Below are 25,650 nucleotides of genomic sequence, written 5' to 3'. Positions count from 1 at the left end.
CCATAAGGCCGATCTTTCAAATGGATACAGGAGGGGCATGCCCCTCCACTCACCAGTAACTACTGGTTTAGTCGTTTTGCAGCAAGCGTGAGTAAAGCTCGTAGTTGTTCTCAAGCCGCTGGCGGTACTCGTCGCTACCCATCCAGCCTGCACGGTAGTCAAGGTTTACACGCTCCGCGTAGCTCTGATACTCCTCGGAGTCGTAAACATCCTTGAAGGCGCCTTCCAGACGTTCCAGAATCGGCGTTGGCGTATCAGCATGTACAAAGATGGCGCGATCGTTACCGTCGGTCAGATCCCAGTCGTTTTCAACCGTGGTCGGCACATCCGGGTAGTCTTCAAGGCGCTCATCGATGAAAACCAGAATCGGCATCATCTGGCCGGCTTCGATGTAGCTTAATAGTGGGCTCAGCGAGGTGGTGGTCGCATCAATATTGCCGCCCAGCACGTTAGCAGTGGCATTGCCGGTGCTGTCATAAGGGATAAAGTTCATGTCCAGACCCGACGCATCACGCAGCGACAGGAAAGCCACGTGGTCAGGACTTGCCGTATGGGTGCCCCCAACGGTGACTTTGCCAGGATTTTCCTCAGCGTATTTCACGAAGGATTCAAAATCAGGAAAACGCTCAGGATTGACAAAAAGCGCCATGACGTCGGACTGCATACGTGCCACTGGCGTTAACTGATCCAGACCCACGGGATTCTGGCCCGCCGCAAGTGAGGTCACAAGCGTCGTGGAGGCAAAGTCCAGAGTGTGGCCATCAGCCGCGCTTGTCGCGGTACGCTGGTGGGCTAAAGCGCCGGACGCGGCGGGCAGGTTAACCACTGTAATACGCGCGCCGCCAATGGCTTCTTCAAACATCGGGCGAACGACCCGAGCGAAGTTATCAGTACCACCGCCAGCACCCGCAGCTACCAGGAACTGGATCGGCTTGCTGGGGAAGTTATCGGCATCGCTTGCACTTGCGCCGGTAGCCGCACCGAGCATGGCAAGACCTAGAGCAGCGTATTTAACACTATGTTTAGTAATCATAATTTTCTCCATGGTGATTGTTATTGCTTTTAGGGGCCATCAATACAGAAAGTAGGCACTTTAAAAGGCGCTCTACCGCTAGTTACTGGCTGTCGGCTGTAAAAAACAGATCATCCTGTTTAAGACGAAGCTCATGTAATCGGGAAGATGGTAGCGTGACATCGGCTAGGGTAATGGGTTGATTAGGCGCAATATCGCGAATAACGTCGGCGCCTGGTAACAGATAAAAGGGGACTTTTGCGCCATCGGAAAGCGCCGCAGCGGGGTGAAGCTCTGGACGCAGCCCTTCGATGTGCCGATGGTGGCCTTTCATCTCAAGGCGTTGGCCCGCTTTGATCGCTTGAGTGGCGCGCGCGGTCAGATCGAATTTAGGCGTGGTGGCATGACCGCCACCGGACGTTAAGCCGTTGAGTACCACATCGAGCAGCGAAATGGGCGCTTCCAGGCCCAGCAAATGGCGCGGCAGATAAACCATGGCGCTATTGCCGCTGCGGCTTAGTACGTGACCTTTATCGCGCAGCAGTGTCCAGACATGCGGGTCTTCACAGCGCACCACTACAAACACACCGCCAGCAAAGCTCAGCTCGTCTGGACGGCGCAGGCAGTTAAAGACTTCAAGGCGCTGGTTACCTTTTAGAACACCGCCCTCTGCCTGGGTATCCAGAAGTGTGGGCACTTCTGTGGTTCGCAGCACCATGGCATGAAATTCGGGCAGGTCAGGCTGCAGGCCGGTTGCGTTGGCAACGTTGACCATCTCACATAGGTCAGGCACTGAAATCTGCGGAATAGCGGATAAAGCCTCGCCGCGGGATTTGACTGTGGCGCGTGCATCGCTATCGTCAAGCTTCCAGAGTGCGGCCATTTCAGTGGCATCGTACTGGGTGCCGTTACAGGTTACGGTGCCTTGCGCTTCATCCCAGATAAAGTCGTATTCACTGCTCTTGCCAGCAGAAATGATCTCAAACCCCAGCGTTCTAGCCCATGTGACAAGGCCAATCAGCAGGCTTGGCTGGTCGCCATCCAGCGGCGTGAAAAGACGCCCCTGGTCTTCGGCCAGGCGAGTAAGGTAAGGCCCGACCACCGATTCGGTTTCCTTGGTGGCAATACCGACATGTTTACCCGCCAGCAAGGCCGCTTCTGCATAACGGGCGCCGACATCAGGAATACCGGTAGACTCAACCAGAATATCGAACGGAAGTGCCGCGACCGTTTCGAAAGAAGCCGTGGCAATGAAAAAGCCTTTCTGCCAAGCGTCTTCGGCATCGTTTGAAGAATGGCATACCATTATTTGCGTGTTGGGAATACCCGCATGGCGTAAGGCTTCAGCCGCCTTTTCAGGATTGATATCGATCGCAATACGCGCCGACAGTCCTGGCATCTGGCGGGCTTGACGCAATACGCCACGACCAAAATCACCAGCACCCGCGATACAGGCTTCAACTACCTTGGTCGTATCAAAGTGTTGTAAGTAATTCATATGTAAAAGGTATTTCCTGTTTAGGTCAGAGCTTTCTGAACGGTGACCATGAACGTATTGATGTTTTTTTGTCACGCAAACGTAGTATACAGATGCTGAAATGTAGTGGTATACCATTTTTTGGGTCAATATACGTGGTCTAGTACTTTAGTCTTGTCATGTTTGTTTATCCGATTAAATTATTGATTTTATTAAATTATTTAATTAATTAATATTTTTCTATATGCGTTATTATTTGAAAGGAAATTTTTGGTATGCCATTCTTGGTAGTCGCTAATTAAAGTGAATAACTCCATGGAAGATATCGCCCCAATCAATCACGCCGGGCTTGTTGAAAAAGTCGCGCATTACTTACGCGAACATATCGTAATGGACCATTTTCAACCGGGGCAGCGGTTACCCGAGCGTACGCTGGCCGTTGAACTGCAGGTCTCGCGCACGCCGCTACGCGAGGCGCTCAAGATTCTCGCGACAGAAGGTTTAGTGGTGATTTCCCCCAACCGCGGGGCGGTGGTGGCTGAGGTCAGCGCGGCTGATATGAAAGAGAAAGCGTATGTTTTGAGTGTGCTTGAACAGGCGGCAGCCGAACTCACCTGCGTTATTGCCAGTGATGAGGATATTGCTGAGTTTCAAGCGCTGCATTATGAAATGAAAGCAGCCTTTCTAAGGCGCGATCGACAGAACTACTTTCGTTTGAACCAGGATATCCACAACCGTATTGTGGCTTTGTCAGGTAATACGACGCTGATTGACATGCACGCCACGCTTAGCCGGCAGCTATATAGGGTGCGGTATCTTTCTAATCAGAAAAATGAGAAATGGGCAACCGCCATGGAAGAGCACGAGGCCATTCTAAAGGCGCTGGAGGCTCGTGATGGCGTACGCGTTGGGCGCGAGTTGCGCAACCATTTAGGCAAAACCTGGATAAAGTACGCCAACGGCGAGCCGGTAACTGGCTAGCTATTGAAGATGAGACAAAAGCGTATAAAAAACGGACCAGTAAGTAACGTCTTTATGGGTAAGCTAAGCATCTCACTGCCCGGCAATGCTCTATTGAATATGCCCTTCCAGTTACTATCGGCGCTTCAACAAACGTCAGCTGACCTAAAGTATCCGTTTATGATGCCGATATTACTGACGCGCTATTAACTTTCGTAATTCAACTGATGGGTCAGGTATCACATGAGTGGTACCGGTGATGATCCAGTAAGTGCTGCTGAAAGGCATACTTTTAGCCTTGGCTTACGTATGTAAATAGTTGTTTTTCTTTCCCTCCCTTCGCTCAGATAAGTTCGACGAAAAGTTGAGCCTGCTCATCATGGCGACGCCTCCCCTGGAACGCTATGACAACCCCTTTGGGCTGGCTTGAGACAATCGCTTATCCTTGTTGCATCCTGGAGCATTAAAAATGCAGTTTAGACATTTATCAATCAGCAAACAGATTGGGCTGGGCTTCCTGGTCGCTGTTCTGTTTTTGGTCCTTAGTGGTCTGTTGAGTTCGTTTAGCCTTCGAAACGTTAATCAAACTATGCAATCCCTTTATGAAGATCGCGTGGTTCCATTACGGGGGCTCAAGATTATTTCCGATGCTTACGCGGTTAATGTGATTGATGCCGTCAATAAAGCCAATGCGGGACTGATTACCGCTGAGGAGGCACTGCAAGCAGTGCAAAACGCACGTGAGGTCATTGATCACGAGTGGGCATCTTATATGGCGACGTCACTTACTCCCGAAGAAGCAAGTATGGCTTCTGAGGTGCAAAAGCGCTTTGGCCCTGCCAATAGTGCCTTGAGTGCTTTGGAAAATACGCTACAAACCTACTCCGGTATGGTCGGCGGTGAGTTGAACGCGTACAACGGACAGCTCTATTCATCTATTGATCCTATTAGCAGCGTCATCAGCGAACTCATTGACCTGCAGCTGACTGAGGCCAGGCATGGTATGGAGCGCGGTGATGCTCAGTACCGTACGTCCATGATGGAAACGATTGGGCTAGGAGCGGCAGCTGTACTGATATCAATATGGGTCGCTATTGTTATTACACGAGGTATTACCCGCCCACTGGGCCAAGCGGTCAACCAGGCGCAAGCTGTAGCGGAAGGTGATCTGTCCGGCAGTATCGAGCCATTCTCAAATAACGAGATTGGCCAGCTCCTGATGGCTCAGAAAACCATGGTCAATAGCCTGGCCGGGGTAGTTTCAGAAGTGCGGAGTAATGCAGAGAATGTGGCAACGGCCAGTGTTCAAATAGCGCTGGGCAATAACGATTTGAGTCAGCGCACTGAAGTGCAAGCTTCGGCAATTGAGGAAACGTCAGCTTCTATAGAGCAGATGGGATCAAGCGCTACGCAAAATGCGGACAATGCGCATACCGCCAGTCAGTTGGCCGTCAGCGCAAGTCACGTGGCGAAGCAGGGCGGTGACGTGGTTGAAAAGGTGGTACATACCATGCGAGATATCAACGACAGCAGCCGCCAGATCAATGATATTGTTGGTGTTATTGATAGTATTGCATTTCAGACCAATATTTTGGCACTGAACGCTTCAGTTGAGGCCGCCCGAGCGGGAGAACAAGGCCGTGGTTTTGCGGTTGTGGCTAGCGAAGTTCGCAATTTGGCTCAGCGTAGCGCTGGAGCTGCAAAGGAAATCAAGGAACTGATCGGCGTCAGCGTTGAGCGTGTTGAAAAAGGATCAGTGTTGGTTGACCAGGCTGGCACCACCATGCAGGAGATCGTCACGTCGATTCAGCGGGTCAGTGATATCGTCAGTGAAATCAGTGATGCAAGCAACGAACAAAGTACCGCAGTTGGTCAAGTAAGTGAGGCGATTAACCAGATCGATCAGACAACTCAGCAAAACGCTGCTCTAGTTGAGGAGTCTGCCGCGGCGGCTGCTAGCCTCAAGAGCCAGGCGCAGCTGCTGGTTACCGCCGTTGAGCGGTTTAAGCTGGCTAATCATCAGAGTCTCAGCTCACATACCGAACAGACATATTTGCCGAGCAACTCGCATTATTGAAGCTGTGTAGGCACTTTTCAGGCAGAAACTAAGACTTTATCTGATCATTGATAGATCGTTTAGCCCACCAGTCGGTTCCACGTGTACGTTAGTCGTTTAGCGTAGGTTCCGACCGTGTGACTAGCCATATTGCCACGCCTATCAAGAGCGCGATAATACTCCACCGTAACCAGCTGTTACTCAGATGCAGTAGGATAAATAGCGCGCTTGCGCTAATCATGCTTACGGCAATAAATTTGGCGCGCCGGGAGATCGCCCTCTCGCGCTCCCAGTTATTGATAAGCGGCCCTACATAGCGGCGCGAGCGAATCCACGCTTCAAAACGTGGTGATCCTTTAGAGGCGCAGTAAACGGCGCCCAGCATAAACTCAGTGGTCGGCAGCAAGGGCAAGAAGATACCGATGACGCCAATGCCGAAACTCAGTGCAGCAAGGCCTACCCATAAGGCACGTACTAGCGTGATGGGTTGCTTTGAGTGGCGCTTTTGGGGCGAGCCGATGGGTGGTTTCTCGTTCATGTATCCAGCTTCTCATGGATAACCGTGATTAGCGATGCGCCAGGTCAGTTTTGACAGGCTAATACGTTAATGCGCTAAGCATACTACGCCGTATTTAAAACTGCTTAACTCTCTCGACGCATTAGCGTGCCAGGGCAAGAAGCGGAGGAGACGCTGCGTGGTTCGCGGTCGCTTGAAACTCTGCGCCGTACACATCAGCGATGCGGGCGGGGGTTAGCACGTGATGCGGCTTGCCGTAGGCGATGCGCTGCCCCTGATGAAGTAGCCACACACCGTCGGCGTAAGTAGCGGCCAGGTTCAGGTCATGTAAGACACATACGATGGCCATACGATGCTGTGTTGCCCAGGCGCGTAGTTGACGCATTAGCCGTTGCTGCTGGCCAATATCCAGCGCGCTGGTAGGTTCATCCAGCAGAAGCAGGCCGCCATCCTTTGCTGTGTTTGAGCGCCGCGAGAGCAACTGGCAGGCGCCGCGGGCGATCATCACTCGCTGGCGCTCGCCGCCCGAAAGCGAGAGTACGCTGCGCTTGGCGAGCGGGACGAGGTCCAGGTCATCGAGCAGTTCGGCGATGAGTGCTTTTTCAGGTTTGCTCCCCAGACACACCAATTCTTCCACTCGCCAATCGAACCCGACAGGTTCCTGCTGAGCGACTAGCGCACGGCGGTTGGCGAGCGCGGTGATCTCCCATTCATGCAGCAAGTGGCCATCCAACTGTACGCTGCCCTGTTCGCAGCGGCGATAGCCTGACAGCATGCTGAGCAGCGTGCTCTTGCCCGCACCATTAGGCCCTACAATCGCGAGCAGCTCGCCCGGGTGGATCTCGCCATCGATAGGCGCTAGTGCGGGAATCGAGGTGAACCCCGCTTGATGCAGAGTCAGCATGACGGGCTCCGGCGCATAAGCAGATACAGGAAGTAGGGCCCGCCCAAAAGGCTCGTTAGCAGCCCGACCGGTATCTCGGCAGGTGCACCTAGCGTACGTGCCAGGGTATCGGCGACCACTAACAGCAGCGCCCCGCCCAGCATTGAGGCAGGCAAGAGTAGCCGGTGCCCAGGCCCTAGCCAAAGCCGTAAACAGTGGGGAACCAGCAGGCCAAGAAAGCCAATGACACCCGTGAGTGCCACGCAAAGCCCGACGCCAAGTGAGGTGGCGACGACAATGCGGCGTTTTAGGCGGTTGGCGTCCAGTCCCGCCGCATGGGCTGTGGTTTCGCCTAGCTGAAGCAGGTCAAGCTCGCTGGCGCTGCGCATTAGCATCCACAGTGCCAGGCTCATCAGTACCAGGGCGATAGCGGTGGTTCGCCATAAGGCATGGGTTAGCGTGCCCATCCCCCACAGGCTCAACTGTCGAAGCTGTTCATCGCTGGCGATAAACGCAAGAACACCACCCGCAGCACCGGCCAGGGTGTTAATCGCCAGGCCTGCTAGCAGCAGGGTCATAACGGCGGCACTGCCACCCTGGCGTTTGGCCAAGCTAAACACGACCACACATACGCTCAGTGCTCCCAAAAAGCCCGCCGCGAACTGACCGTAAAGGCTGTTGGCAGCGCTATCCTGAAAAACAACGATCCATAGCGCCACAAATAGCCCGGCACCGCTGGCAAGGCCGAGCAGCGTTGGGTCGGCTAAAGGGTTACGAAATAGCCCCTGCATGGCTGCGCCGCTGCCCGCGAGCATGGCGCCTACGGCAACCCCCAGCAGCAAGCGCGGTAAGCGCAGCTGCCACCAAACCTGTGTGCTGAGCGTATCGGCATTGCCGCTTAGCAGTGCCCATGGGGAAAGCCCTAACGCTCCTGACGCCGAGCCCCACGCCAAGGCAAGTAACAGCGCAAGCGTTAAACCGATAAGGACTCGTGGAGCGCGCCCCATCGGTCGCATCGTGCGCTGACGATAAGCCGTTAAGCTGACCATTACGGCGCAGCCAGCGCAGTGGGCGAGACGTTAAGTATCGCTTCAACATCCTGGCGTAAGGCTAACAGCAGGTCGGGCGCACGCGGCCCAAAGCCCAACAGTGCCTGATCATCGATAACGATTAACCGCTGCTTCTGGCCTGCCGGAGTAAGTGCCATACCGGGTAATTGCCATAAGGCCGTTGGGCCGCCCATAGCCTCTAAACCGCGCGCCGACATAATGATCAGCTCAGGCGCCTCGCGCACCAACGCCTCGGCGCCAACGCTGTGGTAGCCCTCCATTGCTGCGAAGGCGTTTTCCAGCCCGACGGCTTCAAGCGCCGTATGCGCCGCGGTTTGGCGACCAGCCGCACGCGGCGTTAAGCCGCTATGCTGGAGAATAAACATCGTCCGAGTTGAAGGTAAGGGGGGCAAATCGGCTAGGTATTCAAGCTTGTCAGTCAAGGTTTGCGCTAAAGCGTTGGCTTGTTCAGGCCGGTCAGTGTAGCCACCCACCGCGCGAACCTTTTCAGCAATGGCCGCTAGCGTAGCGGGTGCGTTAACCACATCCAGCGTAACGCCGACAGCGTCCAGCTGCTCAAGCACTTCTTTAGGGCCGGCATGCTGATTGGCAAGGATACGGTCAGGCTGAACCGACAGTACGCTTTCGGCCGAGAGCTGGCGCAAGTAACCTACGGAGGGCAGCGCTGTCAGGGGCTCAGGATAGAGAACCGTATCGTCGCGGGCGACCAAATTAATGTCAGCATTCAAGGCCGAAAGCGTTTCAGCAATATCGCCGCCCAGCACAACCCAACGTTCGCTGGCGCTCGTTTCCAGGCTGAACAACAGCGCAAGCAAAACGCTGGAGAGCAGTCGAATATGCTGCTTCATGCCACGGCCTCACGCTGATGAAGCTCATTCAATAGCTGCCGCCAGGCGGCGGATTCTGGGTTGCCCTCGCGGCGCTCGGCATATAGTTGCAGGACTAATGAGCCTTGTGCGTCAAACGCTTCAATACTGGTGACGCCTCCATCACGATTGGGTTTAGACACTTGCCACACCTGATCAATGGCAGTGTCGTCCAAGTGCAGGGTAAAGCTATCGCCAAACAGATTCAGCCAGCCCCGTGCGCGCTGGGGTGTGGGCAGTGTGCCCGTGCGGATTTGTACGCAGCCGGGGCTGGCGACAAACAGCATGAGTGGCAAGGTGTGCTGGCTTGCCTGATGGAGCACGTTTTCCAATATGTTAGCCGGTAGCGCTCGGGTGTAGTGGCCCTCCATCAACTGGTTGGCCTCAATACGCTCCAGGCGATGGCGCTGCAGCAGAGCGAAGAATTGATGCACGTCCTGCATCGCTCCCCATTCGCTCGCAAGGTCGGGGGCGTTGGGAAGCGGGCGTTTTAGGCGCGGTGCACTCTGAGTGAACGCCGGAGTGTCCTGGGTGCCGAGTGCTGCTAACGCGTTCCAGGCGCTGGGAAGTGGTGTTTCCAGCGCAAAGCATTTGTGCACGGCGCAGCCGTGCTGGTTAAATATTTGCAGGCTCCAGCGCCACTCCTTTGAGCCATCTTGCGAAGGCATGGCATCGCGAATCAAGCACACCCAGTGCCAGTGGGGATACAGCAAGCGAAGATCCAAACCGCCAGGGTCGAGCAGCAGACCTGTTTGGGATCCGCCACGCAGTTCAGGATAGACCCCGGTTTGCTCAAGTACGGCCAGGCGTGAGCGGGTCAGCGATTTTACGCGGCCAAGCGTGGGCAGATAGCTTGCGATCTCGCTGGGTGGCAAGGGCAGTGTCCATACATCACGGCCCAGGCGAGCCGCCTGTAACTCGCCTTCGCTAATGGCTAGACGCTCGGCAATGTCGATGGCGGGCAGACGCGGCTGGGCCGCCCGCGCAGCATCAAAGGCTTCCAGAATAGCGATTTGTTGGGATTGAGTCATAGCGCACCTATATCGGGTTCACTGAATGGATTTACCACTGCCAGTTGAGGGTAGCGAACAGGCTGCGCCCATCGCCTAAGCTGCCATCGGGGCGGTACCACACTTTATCGCCCAGGTTAGCCAGGCGTAGCGAGGTATCGATGGCGGGGGTAAGGCGCCAGGCCAGGTGCACATCGTGCAGCCCATAGCCAGGCAGACGCTCGTCATCGCCCTGTTTATCAAAATCACGCGCCAAGCGGCTTTGCCAGCCGATACGCACATCATGGTTGTAGAGGGCCACTTCACTGCCGAGGGTCACTTCCATGGGGGTCTGACTGCCTAGCGCGCCGCCGCTGTCGCGGTCTTTACCGGAAACTTCAGAGAGTCCTATAAAGCTTGTAAGTAGAGGAAAGGCGCCGGGCTGCCAGGCAACACGAGCGTCATAGCCCCATAGTTGGGCGCGCTGTACGTTCACGGCCTGAGTGGTACCCGCCATAATGTCGACCTGGGTGTCGATAAAGTCATCGGCTCGGGTGTCGAAGTAGCTGGCGCGCACTTGCCAATCGCCCTGATGCCAGACCACGCCACTTTCCCAGGTATGGCTGGATTCAGGAGACAGGTTAGGATTAGGCACCCAGTAATTGTCGGGGGTACAGAAGAAAGGCCCGGCGCAGAAACCGGCAAAGTGGCGCTCGTTGGCGTATAGCTCAGAAAGGCTTGGCGCGCGGAAGGCTTCGGCGTAACCGGAGAACAGCATCAGCGCTTCATCGGGGCGCCAGGCCAGGCGAAAACGTGGCGAGACCTGGTCATGCACGCTATCGGCATCGCCTTGGCCGGTGGCGTCGTAACGGTCATAGCGGGCCCCCAGGCCTACATCAAACTGGCCGGCACCGCCCTCTGCTAGATAGCGGCCAGCGGTTAGCGTGGTGTCTAAATAAGCGGCCTGAGTGTCGATATCGGCTTTTGGAAAGCCGTTGGCGTTACCTTCCGGGCGCTGGCGCGCCTGCTCCAGTTCGCCACCAAATACCAATGTTTGGGAGAGCCAGCCGTGATTGATGGTGTGGTAGCCATCGCTTTGCAGGCCAACGCGTTCCAGCGTGCGGCTGGCTTGGGGCTCATCAATATCCTGCTGGCTAAACGTCAGTCGTGAGGTGATTTCTGTCGCTTGGCCGGGCTGCCAGCGGTGGCCAAGCTGTAGATTGTTACTTTCGACATTCCGGTCGCGCAGCGGGTTACTGGCATCGCGTGATAACTGCTGAGGGTTAGCGGGCTGGGTAGCACGCTCATCGTAATGCTGCCAGCTGATAAACACCCGCTGATCGCTACTCGGCTCCCAACCGCCTTTGACCAGCAGGCTGTTGAGCGAGGCATCGTCTTCGGCCTCCTCGCCACCTGCGCGGCGAATATCACCGGACTCGCTACGGCCTATTGAAATCAGGCCATCCACTTGACCACTGGGTGCAGCGTGACGCCCAAAGGCTGTCAGACTGCCACGTAGCTCATCATTTGCTGTAGCGCCGCCAACAGAAAGCCGGGCGCCGCTGTCTTGGCCGGGGGCAAGCAAGTCCTTGGCTTCTACGCTCGTGAAACTTACCACGCCGCCCATGGCGTTACTGCCATAAAGACTTGATAGTGCGCCGCGCGCTATCTGGACTTCCTGGATCAGCGCTGGGTCTAGGAAGAAGTTGCCTACGTGGCCAGTGGAAATATCCTGGCGAACGCCATCCAGTCGAACCAGCACGCCCTGGCGGCCAAACCCCCGCATGCTCAGCGTTTGACCGTTACGCCGTCCTGGCCCGGCCACATGCAGGCCTGGTTGACGGCTCAGTACATCTTCAATGCGGCCAGCGGTAGCCAGAACGGCATCATCACGGTCGATAATATCGACAATCAACGGTGCGCGAGAAAGGTCGGTAGGCGTCCGCGTGCCGGTAACGGTCACTGGATCCGCCGTTGATTGCGCTAACGCAGGGGCGATAAGCAAGGGGCAAAGAGCAAGGTAAAGCGGGCAAAGCGAGTAAACACGTTTCATGAGCCAGACCGTTCCAACAATAAGGAGGGTAATTGAAGCTGGCTGGGTGCGTTGGCTACCTGGCTGGCGTTAAGCGGCGTAAGAACTGATGGAGCGTTACGCCGTTAAAATAAGTTTTCCGCTTCTGGTAATACGCAATACGTAGCGGCGATTGTCATGTTGAATCACCAGTTGACCTTGCGGCCCAAGCAATTCGCGGCTTTCGACCTCACGAGGCGCAGGCGTATTGTCTGATTCTGTACCTCTATCGGCAAACTGCATGAGATACTGTCCCTTATGTTAATGATAATTATTGCCGATAAGATAGCAGGCCGTTTGCGTCGGCTCAAGTAGCTGAATAAGGAACCTGACCAAGCGTAGGGGAAGGGGGAGAAAAAGGCGTAGACAATGAAAGCGCTTTGAATCGTGCTTAATGTTTGAATTCAGGGGCGCAATATGGCCTTAAAAGTTATGTAGGAAATTTAGGTGAGCTATCAACTATCAGCTCACCTAAGTTAATAAGACTTAAAATTGGCTTTCAATGAAGCAATATCATATAGGTTGGATATTAATAATTAACCGTTTGTTAGATAACGTACGGCCAATACGACCAACCATTGATGGCTACTTCATTAAAGGGTTTTTATCCCGCTTTTTGGTTAACCAGCGTCTTAGCCAACTGGGTTAGCTTATTATCGGTGTTCTTTTCTTCTTCAAGCGTTTCAGCCAGAATATTTTTGGCTTCGCTATAGCCTAGCTGCTCGGCAAGAGCACACAGGGTGCCGTAAGTCGCAATTTCATAATGTTCGACTTTCTGAGCCGCGCCGATCAGGCCTGCATCGCGCACCGGGCCTTTCTCAGTGGCATCTATCAGCTCCTGGCCCTCTTCGATCAAGCCTTCCATTGCATGACACTTCATGCGCTTGATTCGGATATCTGGCAGGCTGTCGGCTACTTTTTCAAGCCTTTCCAGCTGGCCTTGGGTTTCTTCCAGGTGGTGCTTGAATGCCTCAGCCAGTTGGGGGTCATCAGCTGCCCGAGCTAATTTGGGTAGCGCCTTTGTTATCTGCTTTTCAGCACTGTTCGTGTCGGAAAGAAGATGAATGAAAAGGTCCTTGGCGTTTTTAATAACCATCGTATCGCTCCTGCTTGATTAAAAAGGATCATCCGTAATAAACGTTTACAGCCCTTTTAAAACTAGCAGGGAATTTGTGCTGGATAAATTTACGTAAGTTAAGCTTTGAGTTGTATATTAAGTATTTTAATACATCATTTTTTAAAGTTTTCAAAAAGGAGAGTTGATTAAAGTTAAGGCGGTAAAGGTGGCTGAATAATATACGCGCTACAGCCCACCGATAAGCAATTGAGCAGCCACGCTAAACATCATAAGCGCTACGCCAATATCAATAAGACGCCAGGTAACTGGGCGCGCAAGCCAAGGCGCAAGGCTTGCGCCACCTAAGGCCAGTGCGCTGAACCATATAAATGAGCCGCTAGTGGCCCCCAAGGCGTAGGCGCCGGGCATCGGTTGCTGGGCGCCGAGTGAGCCAATCAGCAATACGGTATCTAGGTAGACATGTGGGTTAAGCAGCGTGACCGCCAGCGCGGTTAGCATTACGGCGCTTAACGAGCGGCATGATGTGTCAGTCGCCCGAAGCGCTTGCGGACGCCAGGCGCGGTATAACGCCTGGCTGCCATACCAAAGCAAAAACGCAATGCCGCCCCAGCGTGCGATAGCAAGCAGTAGCGGGCTTTGCGTCAATATACTTGCCAGGCCAAATACGCCCGCGGTTATTAGCGTGGCATCACATAAAATGCACAGCAACGCGACCGCTATATGATGCTCGCGCCGCAAGCTTTGCGATAAAACGAACGCATTCTGCGCACCAATCGCCATGATCAATCCAATCGCCACCAGCAGGCCGTTGCTATAACTCTGCCACATTGCGTGTATTCCTTATTAATCGCTATTTAAGGTGCGTTATGCCGCCCGTAGTGGCCCAGTTTGCTAGAATCATTTTTATAAGCAAAATGAATACTCCTGATGCCCTATAAGGAAAACTGATTGCTCGACTATAAATTGCTGGCAGCCCTGGCCGCCGTGGTAGAACAGGGCGGGTTTGAGCGCGCCGCGAATATGCTGGGGATATCCCAGTCGGCGGTATCGCAGCGGGTCAAGCTGCTGGAGGCGCGTATCGGCCAGCCGGTGTTAGTGCGCGCGACGCCGCCTGCTCCAACCGAAATCGGTCGACGGCTGCTCAACCATGTACAGCAGGTACGCTTACTCGAGCGTGATCTCACGCGCCAGGTACCCGCGTTGGATGACGCAGTGCCGGAGCGCCTGCGCCTGGCGATTAATGCAGACAGTCTGGCCACCTGGTGGCCCTCGGCGGTGAGTGGTTTTTGTGCCCACCAAAACGTACTGCTAGAGCTGGTCGTCGAGGATCAGGAGGTGGGATTAAAGCGTATGCGGGCAGGCGAAGTGGCAGGCTGTGTATGTGCGGCCGAGCGCCCTGTCGCGGGGGCAAACAGCGTCGCGTTAGGCGCCATGCCGTATCTGGCGGTTGCAAGCCCAGCTTTTATGAAACAGTACTTTGCTGATGGCGTGGATGCAGACGTCTTACCCCAGGCGCCAGCTATCGTGTTTGGTACCGATGATTTGCTACAGCATCGCTACCTAGCGGCGCTTGGTATTATCGGCAGCTTTGCCTATCACCTGTGTCCTTCATCGGAAGGCTTCGTACGTTTGCTGGAAAGCGGACTGGGCTGGGGAATGGTGCCGGAGCTTCAGGTGCGTGATGAGCTGGCCGAAGGCAAGCTGGTGGAGCTGATACCCGGGCGCGCCATCAATGTACCGCTCTATTGGCATTACTGGCGCAACGGCGGGCGCTTGCTGGCAGGTTTGACGCAGCACCTTCGCCGTGAAGCGTTAGAGGCATTGGTGCCGCGTTAGGTATAACGCTCGTTAAAAGATAGCGCGAACAGCAAAATACAGGACTGAAGGGGCAAGCAGCGCGCCGAGGCCAGTGTAGAACGTGGCCGTCATGGCACCATAAGGCACCAGCTTCGGATCGGTGGCGGCAAGGCCAGCCGCCACGCCGCTGGTGGTGCCCATCAAACCGCCGAAGATCATCGCTGAACGTGGGTTATCCAGACCGATATGACGGGCAGCGACGGGGGTTAGAATCATCACCAGAATCGATTTGAACAGGCCGGCGGCAATCGAAAGGGCGATGATCTCGGAGGACGCGCCGATTGAGGCGCCCGCGATGGGCCCGACAATATAGGTTACGGTACCGGCGCCAATGGTTGTCAGCGAAACGGGGTCGCGATAACCGAACGCGTAGGCTACCGCCACCCCGGCAATGAAGGATACGAACACACCTAGAAACAGGGCGATAATACCGCTGAGACCCGCCTCGCGAACTTCTTGAAAACGTACCCCGTAAGCCGTGGCAATAATCGCCAGATCGCGCAGCATGCCGCCGCCCATTAAGCCTAGCCCGGCAAATAGGCTGATATCGGCAAGACCTCGCGTACCGCCCGTATGAATACCGCCAAAATAGGCCAAGCCTAGCCCCACGATAATTGCAATGGCCGAGCCGTGAATACGCCCCTTGGTCAGTTTGTCGCTGATCAGATAGGAGAGGTACATGGCGCCGCCCACTAAGGCAAACGCCGCGATCAGGTGCTGTTTCTCAAGCTGAGTGACTAACGATTCAATCATAATAGTGGCCTCCAGTTAGCGGGCATGACGCGCGCGAGCACGAGCATGAGATGGTGAGGAGGCACTTAACACTTTACGCGGCTTGTGTGGCGGAGTGCTTTCCTGAGTATCGGAGGCCTTGGGACGGCCAAGCTTGTTGAGAAAGGGAATTAACGCAAAGCTTGCGACTACCGCGACCAGGCTTGCGAGTAGCGCAATCAGACCGCCATCGATCGCGGCGGCGACATTCTGGCTGGCGGCCATCGCGACCACAATCGGAATATACATGCCGTTCCAGAACTTGATACCGTCTTCCGTGCTGGCGGGCATCTTCTTTTTGTCCATCAGATAGCCGCCCAGGAAGATCAGCATCAGCATGGCAATGCCAACACCCCCTACGTTCGAATTGACGCCGAGCAGCATGCCCAGCACATCACCAGCCCATAGGCCGACCAACATACACCCTGCCAGAAGGGCAACACCGTAAATCACCATGGCACAATTCCTGTCTTATCGTTGTTGTGAGGAGCACTTTTTATGGCCGCAGTCAGGGCTTGGCCCGATCCCCTGCGGCGCGGGAAGTAGGCTCAAACGTTAGCCGTCGCACGCTCTTGAGTGAATGTATCCGTGTAGGTGGTGCGCAGCTGATTCTTCTGAATTTTGCCCATCACGTTGCGCGGCAACGACTCGGCAAAGAAGACTCGCTTAGGCTGTTTGTAACGGGCTACCTGATCCTTGAGAGCTGCAAATATCTGCGCTTCGCTAATCGCGTCTGAAGCGCTGGGCACGACCACTGCCACAACCCCTTCGCCAAGATCACCATGCGGCACGCCAATGACGGCGGATTCCATCACCCCCGGTAAGTCATCGATCAACTGCTCGACTTCTTTCGGATAGACGTTGTAGCCACCGGAAATCACCAGGTCCTTGTCACGGCCCACGATGTTCAGGTAACCGTGTTCGTCGATAAGCCCCAGGTCGCCGGTAATAAAGAAGCCGTCATCACGAAATTCGGCCTGAGTTTTTTCCGGCATACGCCAATAACCCTGGAAAATATTAGGGCCGCGTAGCTCAACCATGCCGGTTTCGCCCTGAGCGAGCGCCTTGCCGCTTTCGCGGTCAGCGATACGCACTTCTACTCCGGGAAGCGGCATGCCTACCGTGCCCGGGCGGCGCTTACCGTGGTAAGGGTTGGAGGTGTTCATATTGGTTTCGGTCATGCCGTAACGCTCAAGAATGGCATGGCCGGTGCACTCTTCGAATGCTTCGTGGGTTTCAGCCAACAAGGGTGCCGAGCCTGAAATAAACAGGCGCATATTGGCAACCACCTCGCGGTTCAAACGCTCGGAGGCAAGCAGGCGGGTATAGAAGGTCGGCACGCCCATCAGCACGGTGGCGTGGGGCATGAGATCCAGCAGCTCATCAACATCGAGCTTGGGCAGGAACGTCATCGAAGCGCCGTTGATCAGCGTGATGTTGCACGCCACAAACAGGCCGTGGGTGTGGAAAATCGGCAGTGCGTGGATCAGGTGATCCTGCTCGGTATACTGCCACGCTTCACTAAGCGACTGGCTATTGGAGGCCAGGTTCTTGTGGCTGAGCATGGCGCCCTTGGAGCGTCCGGTGGTGCCGGAGGTATATAGAATTGCCGCCAGATCGTCGCCTGCTACTTCGCACACCTGTTCGGTTTCCGGCGCATTAGCGACTTTGTCCATCAGGCTGCCGTCGACCTTAGTGCCCAGGCTTTCTACATGGGCAACGCCACTGGTGCTGGCGCGTTCCTGAGCCTCTTTGAGTACTGCCGGGCGGCACACGTAAAGCTGTGGTTCAGCGTCTTCTAGAAAGTAGGCAATCTCGCTATCGGTATAGGCCGTATTAAGCGGCAAATACACTGCGCCGACCTGTAGGCAGGCAAGATACAGCATGACGATTTCAGGACTTTTATCGACCTGGACGGCGACTCTGTCGCCCGGCGAAACGCCTAGTTCCAGAAGGACGCTGGCCATTTTTCGGCTGGTCGTTAGGACATCGCCATATCGGTAGCGCTTACCCTCCAGCGTATCCATCAACACCTTGTTGGGCTGACGTTCAAAGTGCGGGTAAAACTGCAGGTAAAGGTTGTGGTTCATGAAAGGTGCCTTGTTATTTTGCGAGCGCTAACCGTTAAGCGCTCGCTTCAGTATTGAAATGCTGGCTAGCCTGGCTTGCCAGTCGACGAATATCATTGGCGCATACCACGCTGTGGTCGCGGGTGTAGGCTTCATGATTCTGTTCGATACGGTCCAGCTGGTAGAGGTAATTGACCATCAGCCCGTGCGCTTGTTGGCGCCCTTTGGAGGAGGTGTCGCCCAGCCAGTTAAGCCGGTGAAGGCTTGCGCCATTGCCTAAATGAAAGCGCGCGACAGGATTAAGCGGTTGGCCGCTTCGGTGCTTGGCCTCGACCAGATAATGCGCGGCGAGGCGCATGAATTCCTTATGTGCGGCCGCCGGTAGCTCGTTTGTTTCAGGAGTGTCCAGAAAGGCTTCCAGAGGGCCGGACGGCGTGATGGCCTGAGAGGTCCGCTGATCGGCCAGCCAGTCAGCAAAGCCCGGTACCGGTGACAGGGTGACGAAGTTCTTGAGCTGCGGCAGCTCGCGGCTGAGTTCCTGAACCACCTGCTTGATTAAGAAATTGCCGAACGATACGCCTTTAAGCCCTGCCTGGCAGTTGCTGATGCTGTAGAAGACTGCGGTATCGGCTTCATCCAGCGGCACCTCTTCGCCGTGTTCCAGAATGCGCTGCACGTTGTCGGGGATACCTTTGCATAGCGCCACTTCCACAAAGATAAGCGGCTCATCACCGGTTGCCGGGTGAAAGAAGGCGTAACAGCGGCGATCTTCCGGGTCTAGTCGGCGGCGCAGGTCACGCCAGTCGCTGATGGCGTGCACGGCTTCGTATTGAATCAGCTTTTCCAGCACGGCGGCGGGCGTGTTCCAGTCGATGCTTTCCAGCACCAGAAAGCCCCGGTTGAACCAGGAATTAAACAGATGGGAAAAATCGCTATTCAGCGCGGCAAGCTCGGGTGCGTGACGTAGCTGCTTGAGCAGGTCGGCACGCATTTTCACGAGCTCAAAGGTACCGCCCGGGCAAAGGTTCAAGCGGCGCAGTAAATCCTGGCGACGTGGCTCACAAGCGTTAAACAGCTTTTCAAGGGCTGCGTTATCTTCAGTCTCACAGTAAGCCTGGTACGCGGCATGAATGGCTCCCGGCTCGGCAGCGTAATCACTGGCAAGCAGCGAGAAGAAGGCCAGGCGCTCTTCGGGCTCCAGCTGCTGATAGTGGGTTAAGGCGCGCTGCGCGGTCATTATCTGGGAGGCTTCACCGCCGCGCTGCATCAGCGTTTCACAAGCCGAAGAGAGAGCGTGAAGGTGCGCATCACTGCTTTGCGTGGCGTTAGCAGCGCTGCCTAATAGGCGAGTACGCGTGCTGATATTGGAGAGTAGCCCTTGAAGAAACGTCATGTTCACATTCATGCACATCGACCTCTGGATGGACAATTCGCTAGCAGCGCACGCTCGATGGCGCTAGAGAGATGTATCAGGTGGCTTGTTATATATAACAAATAGAGGTTTAAAATATCTGGGTCAAGAGGCAGAAGGGTAGACATAGGGCGAAGAGGTCGCTGAAAGCCACAGCCAGACGGGCTTTAGCTGGAATGCTTAGGTGCAGAAAAGCGTATTGCAGAGCAAGAGAGTGGCTTGGGTACAGAGGGCTTAAAGCTGCTGCGCGGTCAGGACATGGCATAGAACGCATATCGCCATGATCATCACCGCACAGCCGTCAAACTTTCAGGCAGGCGTTTAAAAATGCTTACGCGTTTTATCTGCGCTTAGCCATTATTCGGCGTCGCGGTTGATGTTAAACGGCGACCACGCCTGGCGAACCGGCATGATTTCCAGACGGTTGATATTGATATGCGCAGGCAGCGTGGCGAGGTAATAAAGCTGCTCGGCAATATCTTCGGCCTGTAGCGGCGTAGTGCCGCGATAAAGCGCATCAGACGCCTCCTGGTTGCCCTTGGTGCGTACCAGCGTGAATTCAGTTTCTGCCATGCCGGGGGCAAGGTCGGTCACACGAATACCGGTGCCCAGCAGGTCACAGCGCAGGTTGTAGCTAAATTGCTGAACGAATGCTTTGGAGGCGCCATACACATGGCCGCCGGGGTAGGGCCACTGGCCAGCAACGGAACCAAGGTTAAGAATGCTGGCGCCTTCACCCTGAGTAAGCAGGAGTGGAAGTGCGGCGTGGGTAACGTTAACCAGGCCCGTGATGTTGGTGTCGATCATGGTGTGCCAGTCTTTAAGATCGACCTTCTGTGCCGGTTCTGGAGCTAGCGCCAGACCTGCATTGTTGATCAGGCAGGTGAGGGGTAAAAAGCTTTCGGGTAGCTCGCCCAGTGCCTTGGTGACAGCATCGCTATCGCGAACATCCAGGGTCAGAGTGAGTACCGGCACCTGCTTAGAAAGTTCTTCCTCAAGCGCCTTTAGGCGCTCTTCCCGACGGCCGGTCAGAATCAATGACCAGCCGGCTTGTGCAAAACGCATGGCGGCGGCTTTACCAAAGCCAGAGGTAGCACCGGTAATTAAAACGCTAGGCATCGCGAAGACTCCTTCATCAAGGGGGAAAATAGGCTCAGCTCTAATGTAGCCTGTTTGGGCTTACTTAATGAAGAGTTGATGGCTATTTGCTCTTACCGTAAGCGATTGGGTGTGCAGAGCAAATACTGCGCTTTTCAGGCTAGCCAAGCTGACGCCGCCAACGGTTTTCGATGGTTTCAGGCTCCGTCGGGCCGTAGTAAACGCTGTTGGTGCCTGAATTGCTGCTGGCACAATAGTGCCCCCACAGCTGATCGCCCAAGTCGTAATGCCACCACTCGCTGGGGAGGTTGGTGAAACCTTGCTCAGCCATGGTGTGGTAGAGCAGGCGGCGGTGGTCGCGGGCGTTACGCTGATTAGCAGTTAGGCTATCTAGCTTCTCAAAGTGATCCGTATGAGAGGCGGGCAGCGTTTCATCAAACAGGGTGCCCATGTCTAGTGGGACGCCATCTGCGTCGCAAAGCGTGACATCCACCGCGCCGCCGGTTAGATGAGGGCTTGGGGCGCTGGGATCTTGGCTGGGCACGGAAACAAACTCGCGGGTACGCGCTAAGAGCTCGCTTTCCGATAATTCAGGCTGACGGTTTTGAATCGCCGCCTGCAGGGTTTCAAACAGGTATTGCTGGACCCGCCACGGGCGCCAGCCATCCAGCACAATAAGCCCGATGCCGTCAGGCAGGCTGCGTGCTGCGGTCATCAGCGCCCGGTAAACGCCTTCGCGCACGAAGCACTCGTTCACAGCACCAGGGATGCCCAGACGTGCGTAAGCCGGGAACACCCGAATAGGAGCGGGTGCCAGACTCATGGGAAGCAAGCGCTCGCCGTTATCGGTAATGGACAGGCGGCTGACCTTGTCCCACTGGGGAGCCGGGTGGCTAGGTATAGGCGACAAGGCCTTATCAGAAATCGAAGGTGCAGGCATTGTCTTATCCAAAAGTAGAGGGCAGCCAGAGCGCAAGCGCGGGGAAGAAAATAATCAGTAACAGTACGGCAATGGCGGTTAGTACAAAGGGCCAGATCGTTTTAAACAGCGAGACGATCTCTAACCGGCTCACGGCCGCGGCCACAAATACACAGGCGCCCAAAGGCGGTGTAATTAACGCAATGGTGATATTGAGCGTGATAATGACGCCCAGATGCACGGGGTCGATGCCTGCCATCATGGCCACCGGTGCAAAGATAGGCGTGAGCAGCATCAGCGCCGACACTTCTTCCATAAACATGCCGGTCAAAAAGGTGATGGCGCTAAGCAACAGCAAAATAATAATCGCGCTGTCGACATAAGGTGACAGCAGCGAGACGAACTGACTGGGCACCTGGGCATAGGAGAGCAACCAGCTAATGGTCGCCGATGCCGCCATAATCAGGAAAATAGCGCAGGTCAGTCTTGCCGTATCGATAATCGCCCGCCAGCAATGGCGCAGACGCAGGTTACCCAGCAGGACACCACATAGCGCGACATAAAGCGCCGTCAGGGCGCCAGATTCGGTGGGCGTTACAAACCCCAGCACGATGCCGGCCACGATAATCACAGGCGCTACCAATGCGGGCATGGCAGCGACGAACGTAACGGTGAGCTCTTTAAGTGTGGGTAGCCGTCCGCTTTTAGGTAGCCGATGGCGCCAGGCATACCAGGCGTTCATGCCCATAAAGGCAGCACCCAACAGCAGACCGGGAATAATACCGGCAAGAAACAGGTCGCCAACCGATGTGTTGGTCAGTGACGCATACAGGATCATGAAAATACTGGGTGGAATGATCGGTCCAATTAGCGAGCTGCCGGCCGTCAGACCAGCGGCAAACGCCCGCGAATAGCCTTCTTTCTCCATGGCCGGAACCAATAGCGAGCCAAGCGCTGAGGTGTCGGCCACGGCTGAGCCATTGACCCCGGCAAAGAACACGCTCGAAACCACGTTAACGTGGCCCATACCGCCGCGTAGGTGGCCAACCATCAGGCGTGCAAAGCCCATCAGGCGCTCGGTAAGGCCGCTGGCATTCATTAAGTTACCCGCCAGAATAAACAGCGGGATGGCCATCAAGGAGAACACGTTGATGCCGCCAAAAAACTGCTGTGGAAGCATGCGCGGAATCATCGAGGGGTCGACAAAGATGAACCCGACAATGGCTGTTACCAGCAGCGAAAGAAAAAGCGGCAGCCCAAGCAGCACATGGACAAGAAAGACTCCCAGCATAGTTAAAATCATGCGGTTTCCTCCACGGTTTTAAGCGGTGCAGGCCCATACAGCACGGCATGCCAGGCAAGCAGGGCAAAGCCTAAAGGAAGCGAAAGGAGTGGTATCGAACGGCTGATGCCCAGCCCTGACGAGGTGAACATGCTCACTGAGAGCGCATAACGGTAGCTGATGACGGCGCCGCCCAAGGCGATGATTAAAGTAAGCAGCCACTGATAAATATTTAACAGGCGGGCCAGAGACGCTGGCAGCAAGCGTTCCAGTAGCCCAACACGCATATGCCCCCCTTCTGACCACACGGCACCCGCCGCCAGCATTACGGTGGCGATGATCAAGAAGCGCGACAGCTCGTCGGTCCAGATCGGCGCGCCGCCAACCACATAACGCATCAAGACGCCATACAGAATGGCGAGTACATTAACGGACAGTAAAGCGCCCGCGAGGGTAAGCGTAACTGGACGGCTAATCGTCAGCAGCCGGTGTCGAAGCGAAGTCAGCATGAGAGTACTTCCGAAAGCACGAATGGAAAGGGCCGACGTTAATCGGCCCTGATGATTACGCGTCAGTCAGTGGCTGGTTAGTTATTCAGCTCATCCATACCAGCATCTTCGAGCGCCATGTCGATCCAGCGCTGCTCGATGCCACGTTCAGTCAGCCACTCAAGGTAAGCGGGCTGACCAATCGTACGGAACGCTTCCAGGTCATCATGCGAAGGACGGATGACTTCCATGCCCTGCGCTTCCAGGTACTCGATGCGTGACTCTACCTGAGATTCGTTGGATTCACGGGCATTGTGGTTAGCCTCGGCAACCGCTTCCATAAACGTAGCGCGAAGCTCTTCATCCCAGTTGGCGATCATGTCGCTATTGCCTACCAGGAACTGGTCGGAATACTGGATGTTGGCAAGCGTCAGGTACTTTTGCACTTCGTAAAGGCTTGCAAGAGCAATGTACATCGGCGGGTTCATCTGCCCATTGGCAACGCCGGTACGCAGGGCCATGTAGGTTTCGGTCCACGGGATGGGCGTGCCGGACGCGCCGAAGGACTCATAAAGCGCTACCTGGCTTGGGTCCATGGCACGGAAACGCAGCCCTTTAAAATCATCCGGGTGGCTGATCGGGCGCTCGTTATTGGTGAAGGCCAAAAAGCCGCCTTCTTCAACCACTGCGAGCATATCGATACCGGCACGCTCGGCAAGCGTGTCAGTTAACTCCTGCCAGTAATCACCTTCATCAAAGAAGGTGCGGGCGGCATCGAAATCGTCAAACAGAAAGGGGATGGCGCTAACGAACAGCTCTTCAACCAACGGGGAAACACCCGCGAACGACGCGATGTTGAGCATCGGCGTGTTCATGGTCTGCTCCATGCGGTCTTCTTCACTGCCCAGCATGCTGTTGGGGAAAAGACGCAGTTCGACTTCGTTATCCGTCTTCTCGGCAACCAGCTCTTTCAAGTTGGTCGCGAAGACGTGAACCGCGTTTTTTTCGGCATCGGGCTGGCCGTTGTAGCTTAAGTTGATGGTGGTAGCCGCAAAAGCACTACCAGCCATCAGTGCAGAACCCACTAGGCAAGCGCCGGTAAGTAATTTCGGCATGAAATGGGACGGTAACATGGAGATCTCCTTGCTTATTATCATAAATGGCAGGTTGAGAGAATTACCTGCTCAGGTTCTTTTTATCATTACATTAGAAGACTAGGCATTGATGTGTTGACTATGCAATACCTAAAGCGTTGTCTTTAAGACAACAGGCGAGGCGCGTCGGCAGAAAAGAAACGCATCCCTTGGCGTAATTGTTCAACGCAGGCGTGGGCGGCCACGGTAAGCTCCTGGCCCTGCAGGCTGACGATTTGTGCCCGTGCGCTATTCATTAACGGATACTTCATGGGCAGCGCGATTATTTCCTGGCGTTCAATTTCATCAATGATGGTGATCTCCGGCATAAAGGTGACGCCAATGCCTGAGCGTACAAAATTTTTAAGCACCGCAACGGAGTTGGTATAAAGGCGCGCCTCAATATGAATTCGCTCGTGTTGAGCTACCATATTGACCATTTGACGCATGCCAAAAGGGTTGTCCATTAACCCCAGTGGCCAGGGGCGTAAATCGTTTAAGTTGATTGGCCTGTGCAGTGCGCATAAGGGGTGGTCAGGAGGCACAATTAAATCCAGCGGCTGGAACGTCTCGACATGACAATCAAGCGTAGGGTCGACGGGCGGCGCATAGAGTAGCGCAAGTTCCACCTCGCGGTCTTTGAGCAGCGAGATAGCTTCATTCACGCCAGCCATGCGAATCTCGACGTTAATGCCGCTAAACATCGACATGAAATCGCCTAGCGGTTTGGCAATTAAATCGGCGATAAAGCCTTCACCCACGGCGATCCGGACATGCCCACGTGCCAGTCCTTGAAGCGCCATCAGCTGCGATAATACCGACTCTTCCTGAGCGCGCTGGGTGTGAAAATGTTGCACCAGTAACTGCCCCGCCTGGGTGGCACGCATACCGCTGCCGTGGCGCTCGCAAAGCTTGGTGTCCAGGGTTTCTTCAAGCGCTTTGATCTGGCGGCTAAGCGCCGAGGGGTCAACGTCCAGGTGTGCCGCGGCACGACGCAATGACCCACGCCGGATCACTTCGTTCAGATATGTCAGGGCGCGCTGGTTAAGCATAAGGTGATGACCATACGGCAAATGTTTAACGATGTGGCCGGAAGCTTACCAGAGGAAGCGTTAGTCAAAAGCGCAAACAGCGCAGAAAAATGCGACGCCAACCGGTAAAAGGACGCGTACAGAGCGTTTGCTTTGCCCCCTGCAAGGTTTTAGCCGACAATGCAAAACATCGCGATGGCTGAGCTTGAGGATTTTACATGCAGGGAAATGGATTTTTTGACCGGGTAGGCGAGACCATTGGCGATGTGATTCGTACGGTGGTGGAATTTCTTCTGGGCATCTTTACCAACTTTTTTGGTGCCTTTGGCGATTTTGTTGACGGCTTGACTCGGTCCCTAGGAATCAACGACTCGTTTTTGAGCATTGCAGTGCTGGTAATCGGGCTGCTGATTCTATGGGGAGGGATAAAATCGTTTTTACGTGGCTCCATTGTTGGCGGCATCGTGAAAACCCTCATCGCGCTATTTATTCTTTCCTGGTTGATGATGTAGTGGTCTCTCGTTTCTACCAAAAAGCTATAAGTTAGCTATAAATAAGCGCGCTAAGTATTTGTATTGATTAAGGGTACATGGCGCGCTCTACTCATGCCTG

The 25,650-nt window shown here is 55.0% G+C and carries 25 protein-coding genes; 4 read left to right on the top strand and 21 right to left on the bottom strand.

What is annotated here, in order from left to right:
* Nucleotides 1–67: 67 nt before the first annotated feature.
* Together ACT3XD_RS03760 and ACT3XD_RS03755 are read right to left on the bottom strand one after the other, a co-directional pair.
* Complete coding sequence (locus tag ACT3XD_RS03760; RefSeq protein WP_192536654.1) at nucleotides 68–1,033, bottom strand: Bug family tripartite tricarboxylate transporter substrate binding protein; 966 nt, start codon at nucleotides 1,031–1,033, stop codon at nucleotides 68–70.
* Between the two features lie 82 nt (nucleotides 1,034–1,115).
* Nucleotides 1,116–2,510 (bottom strand): flagellar biosynthesis protein FlgA, encoded by a 1,395-nt coding sequence (locus tag ACT3XD_RS03755; RefSeq protein ID WP_192536653.1) that lies wholly within the window; start codon nucleotides 2,508–2,510, stop codon nucleotides 1,116–1,118.
* Between the two features lie 294 nt (nucleotides 2,511–2,804).
* Between ACT3XD_RS03755 and ACT3XD_RS03750 the strand changes: the two genes are divergently transcribed.
* Nucleotides 2,805–3,470: a GntR family transcriptional regulator gene (locus ACT3XD_RS03750; RefSeq protein WP_192536652.1), complete on the top strand. Its 666-nt coding sequence runs from the start codon at nucleotides 2,805–2,807 to the stop codon at nucleotides 3,468–3,470.
* A gap of 448 nt (nucleotides 3,471–3,918) precedes the next feature.
* Entirely contained in the window at nucleotides 3,919–5,526 is a 1,608-nt protein-coding gene (locus ACT3XD_RS03745; protein WP_192536651.1) for a methyl-accepting chemotaxis protein, read from the top strand.
* An 88-nt stretch (nucleotides 5,527–5,614) separates the two neighbouring features.
* Here ACT3XD_RS03745 and ACT3XD_RS03740 read toward each other — a convergent pair whose 3' ends face one another.
* From ACT3XD_RS03740 to ACT3XD_RS03700, 9 genes are all read right to left on the bottom strand, one after another.
* Nucleotides 5,615–6,043 (bottom strand): YbaN family protein, encoded by a 429-nt coding sequence (locus ACT3XD_RS03740; RefSeq protein ID WP_192536650.1) that lies wholly within the window; start codon nucleotides 6,041–6,043, stop codon nucleotides 5,615–5,617.
* 121 nt (nucleotides 6,044–6,164) lie between these two features.
* Nucleotides 6,165–6,926, bottom strand: a complete 762-nt coding sequence (locus ACT3XD_RS03735; RefSeq protein WP_192536649.1) for an ATP-binding cassette domain-containing protein — start codon at nucleotides 6,924–6,926, stop codon at nucleotides 6,165–6,167.
* Nucleotides 6,920–7,912: a FecCD family ABC transporter permease gene (locus tag ACT3XD_RS03730; protein ID WP_192536648.1), complete on the bottom strand. Its 993-nt coding sequence runs from the start codon at nucleotides 7,910–7,912 to the stop codon at nucleotides 6,920–6,922. Before ACT3XD_RS03730 ends, ACT3XD_RS03735 begins: the two co-directional genes overlap by 7 nt.
* A 41-nt stretch (nucleotides 7,913–7,953) precedes the next feature.
* Complete coding sequence (locus tag ACT3XD_RS03725) at nucleotides 7,954–8,823, bottom strand: heme/hemin ABC transporter substrate-binding protein (protein WP_192536647.1); 870 nt, start codon at nucleotides 8,821–8,823, stop codon at nucleotides 7,954–7,956.
* Nucleotides 8,820–9,872: a ChuX/HutX family heme-like substrate-binding protein gene (locus ACT3XD_RS03720; protein WP_192536646.1), complete on the bottom strand. Its 1,053-nt coding sequence runs from the start codon at nucleotides 9,870–9,872 to the stop codon at nucleotides 8,820–8,822. Before ACT3XD_RS03720 ends, ACT3XD_RS03725 begins: the two co-directional genes overlap by 4 nt.
* Nucleotides 9,873–9,903: 31 nt before the next feature.
* Nucleotides 9,904–11,883 carry a TonB-dependent receptor domain-containing protein gene (locus ACT3XD_RS03715; RefSeq protein ID WP_444280541.1) on the bottom strand — a complete coding sequence of 660 codons (1,980 nt, stop codon included), beginning with the start codon at nucleotides 11,881–11,883 and terminating at the stop codon, nucleotides 9,904–9,906.
* 96 nt (nucleotides 11,884–11,979) lie between these two features.
* Complete coding sequence (gene hemP, locus ACT3XD_RS03710) at nucleotides 11,980–12,144, bottom strand: hemin uptake protein HemP (RefSeq protein WP_192536644.1); 165 nt, start codon at nucleotides 12,142–12,144, stop codon at nucleotides 11,980–11,982.
* A gap of 361 nt (nucleotides 12,145–12,505) precedes the next feature.
* Nucleotides 12,506–12,997 (bottom strand): YciE/YciF ferroxidase family protein, encoded by a 492-nt coding sequence (locus ACT3XD_RS03705; protein WP_192536643.1) that lies wholly within the window; start codon nucleotides 12,995–12,997, stop codon nucleotides 12,506–12,508.
* Nucleotides 12,998–13,204: 207 nt separating this feature from the next.
* Entirely contained in the window at nucleotides 13,205–13,807 is a 603-nt protein-coding gene (locus tag ACT3XD_RS03700) for a LysE/ArgO family amino acid transporter (RefSeq protein ID WP_192536642.1), read from the bottom strand.
* 120 nt (nucleotides 13,808–13,927) lie between these two features.
* Here ACT3XD_RS03700 and ACT3XD_RS03695 point away from each other — a divergent pair, with 120 nt between their 5' ends.
* Nucleotides 13,928–14,815: a LysR family transcriptional regulator ArgP gene (locus tag ACT3XD_RS03695; protein WP_192536641.1), complete on the top strand. Its 888-nt coding sequence runs from the start codon at nucleotides 13,928–13,930 to the stop codon at nucleotides 14,813–14,815.
* A 12-nt stretch (nucleotides 14,816–14,827) separates the two neighbouring features.
* On the opposite strand, the gene madM is transcribed toward ACT3XD_RS03695, so the two are convergent.
* The 10 genes from madM to ACT3XD_RS03645 all read right to left on the bottom strand — a co-directional run bounded on the left by madM (nucleotide 14,828) and on the right by ACT3XD_RS03645 (nucleotide 25,059).
* Complete coding sequence (madM, locus tag ACT3XD_RS03690) at nucleotides 14,828–15,589, bottom strand: malonate transporter subunit MadM (protein ID WP_018917029.1); 762 nt, start codon at nucleotides 15,587–15,589, stop codon at nucleotides 14,828–14,830.
* Nucleotides 15,590–15,604: 15 nt separating this feature from the next.
* The gene (gene madL / locus ACT3XD_RS03685; RefSeq protein WP_192536640.1) at nucleotides 15,605–16,063 is read right to left on the bottom strand and encodes a malonate transporter subunit MadL; all 459 of its coding nucleotides are present in this window, start codon (nucleotides 16,061–16,063) and stop codon (nucleotides 15,605–15,607) included.
* A 92-nt stretch (nucleotides 16,064–16,155) separates the two neighbouring features.
* Nucleotides 16,156–17,697: a malonate--CoA ligase gene (locus ACT3XD_RS03680; protein WP_192536639.1), complete on the bottom strand. Its 1,542-nt coding sequence runs from the start codon at nucleotides 17,695–17,697 to the stop codon at nucleotides 16,156–16,158.
* Between the two features lie 34 nt (nucleotides 17,698–17,731).
* Entirely contained in the window at nucleotides 17,732–19,069 is a 1,338-nt protein-coding gene (locus tag ACT3XD_RS03675) for a malonyl-CoA decarboxylase (protein WP_192536638.1), read from the bottom strand.
* 375 nt (nucleotides 19,070–19,444) lie between these two features.
* Nucleotides 19,445–20,206 (bottom strand): SDR family NAD(P)-dependent oxidoreductase, encoded by a 762-nt coding sequence (locus tag ACT3XD_RS03670; protein ID WP_192536637.1) that lies wholly within the window; start codon nucleotides 20,204–20,206, stop codon nucleotides 19,445–19,447.
* A gap of 139 nt (nucleotides 20,207–20,345) precedes the next feature.
* A complete protein-coding gene (locus ACT3XD_RS03665) occupies nucleotides 20,346–21,125 on the bottom strand; it encodes a M15 family metallopeptidase (RefSeq protein ID WP_192536636.1) in 780 nt (259 codons plus the stop codon).
* Nucleotides 21,126–21,129: 4 nt separating this feature from the next.
* A complete protein-coding gene (locus ACT3XD_RS03660; RefSeq protein WP_192536635.1) occupies nucleotides 21,130–22,407 on the bottom strand; it encodes a TRAP transporter large permease in 1,278 nt (425 codons plus the stop codon).
* Nucleotides 22,404–22,895, bottom strand: coding sequence for a TRAP transporter small permease (locus tag ACT3XD_RS03655; protein WP_192536634.1), 492 nt, complete (start codon nucleotides 22,893–22,895; stop codon nucleotides 22,404–22,406). Before ACT3XD_RS03655 ends, ACT3XD_RS03660 begins: the two co-directional genes overlap by 4 nt.
* Nucleotides 22,896–22,972: 77 nt before the next feature.
* Nucleotides 22,973–24,007 (bottom strand): TRAP transporter substrate-binding protein DctP, encoded by a 1,035-nt coding sequence (dctP, locus tag ACT3XD_RS03650; protein ID WP_192536633.1) that lies wholly within the window; start codon nucleotides 24,005–24,007, stop codon nucleotides 22,973–22,975.
* A 125-nt stretch (nucleotides 24,008–24,132) separates the two neighbouring features.
* On the bottom strand, nucleotides 24,133–25,059 hold the full coding sequence (locus tag ACT3XD_RS03645; protein ID WP_192536632.1) for a LysR family transcriptional regulator: 927 nt from the start codon (nucleotides 25,057–25,059) through the stop codon (nucleotides 24,133–24,135).
* Nucleotides 25,060–25,256: 197 nt separating this feature from the next.
* Here ACT3XD_RS03645 and ACT3XD_RS03640 point away from each other — a divergent pair, with 197 nt between their 5' ends.
* Complete coding sequence (locus tag ACT3XD_RS03640; RefSeq protein ID WP_192536631.1) at nucleotides 25,257–25,550, top strand: hypothetical protein; 294 nt, start codon at nucleotides 25,257–25,259, stop codon at nucleotides 25,548–25,550.
* The last annotated feature ends 100 nt before the right edge of the window (nucleotides 25,551–25,650 follow it).

Origin of the sequence: Halomonas sp. AOP7-B1-5 (assembly GCF_052353045.1) — a bacterium.
Classification (GTDB): Bacteria; Pseudomonadota; Gammaproteobacteria; order Pseudomonadales; family Halomonadaceae; genus Vreelandella; species Vreelandella colorata.
Note: the sequence above shows the minus strand (reverse complement) of the source record. Positions and strands in the feature narration are given on the sequence as shown.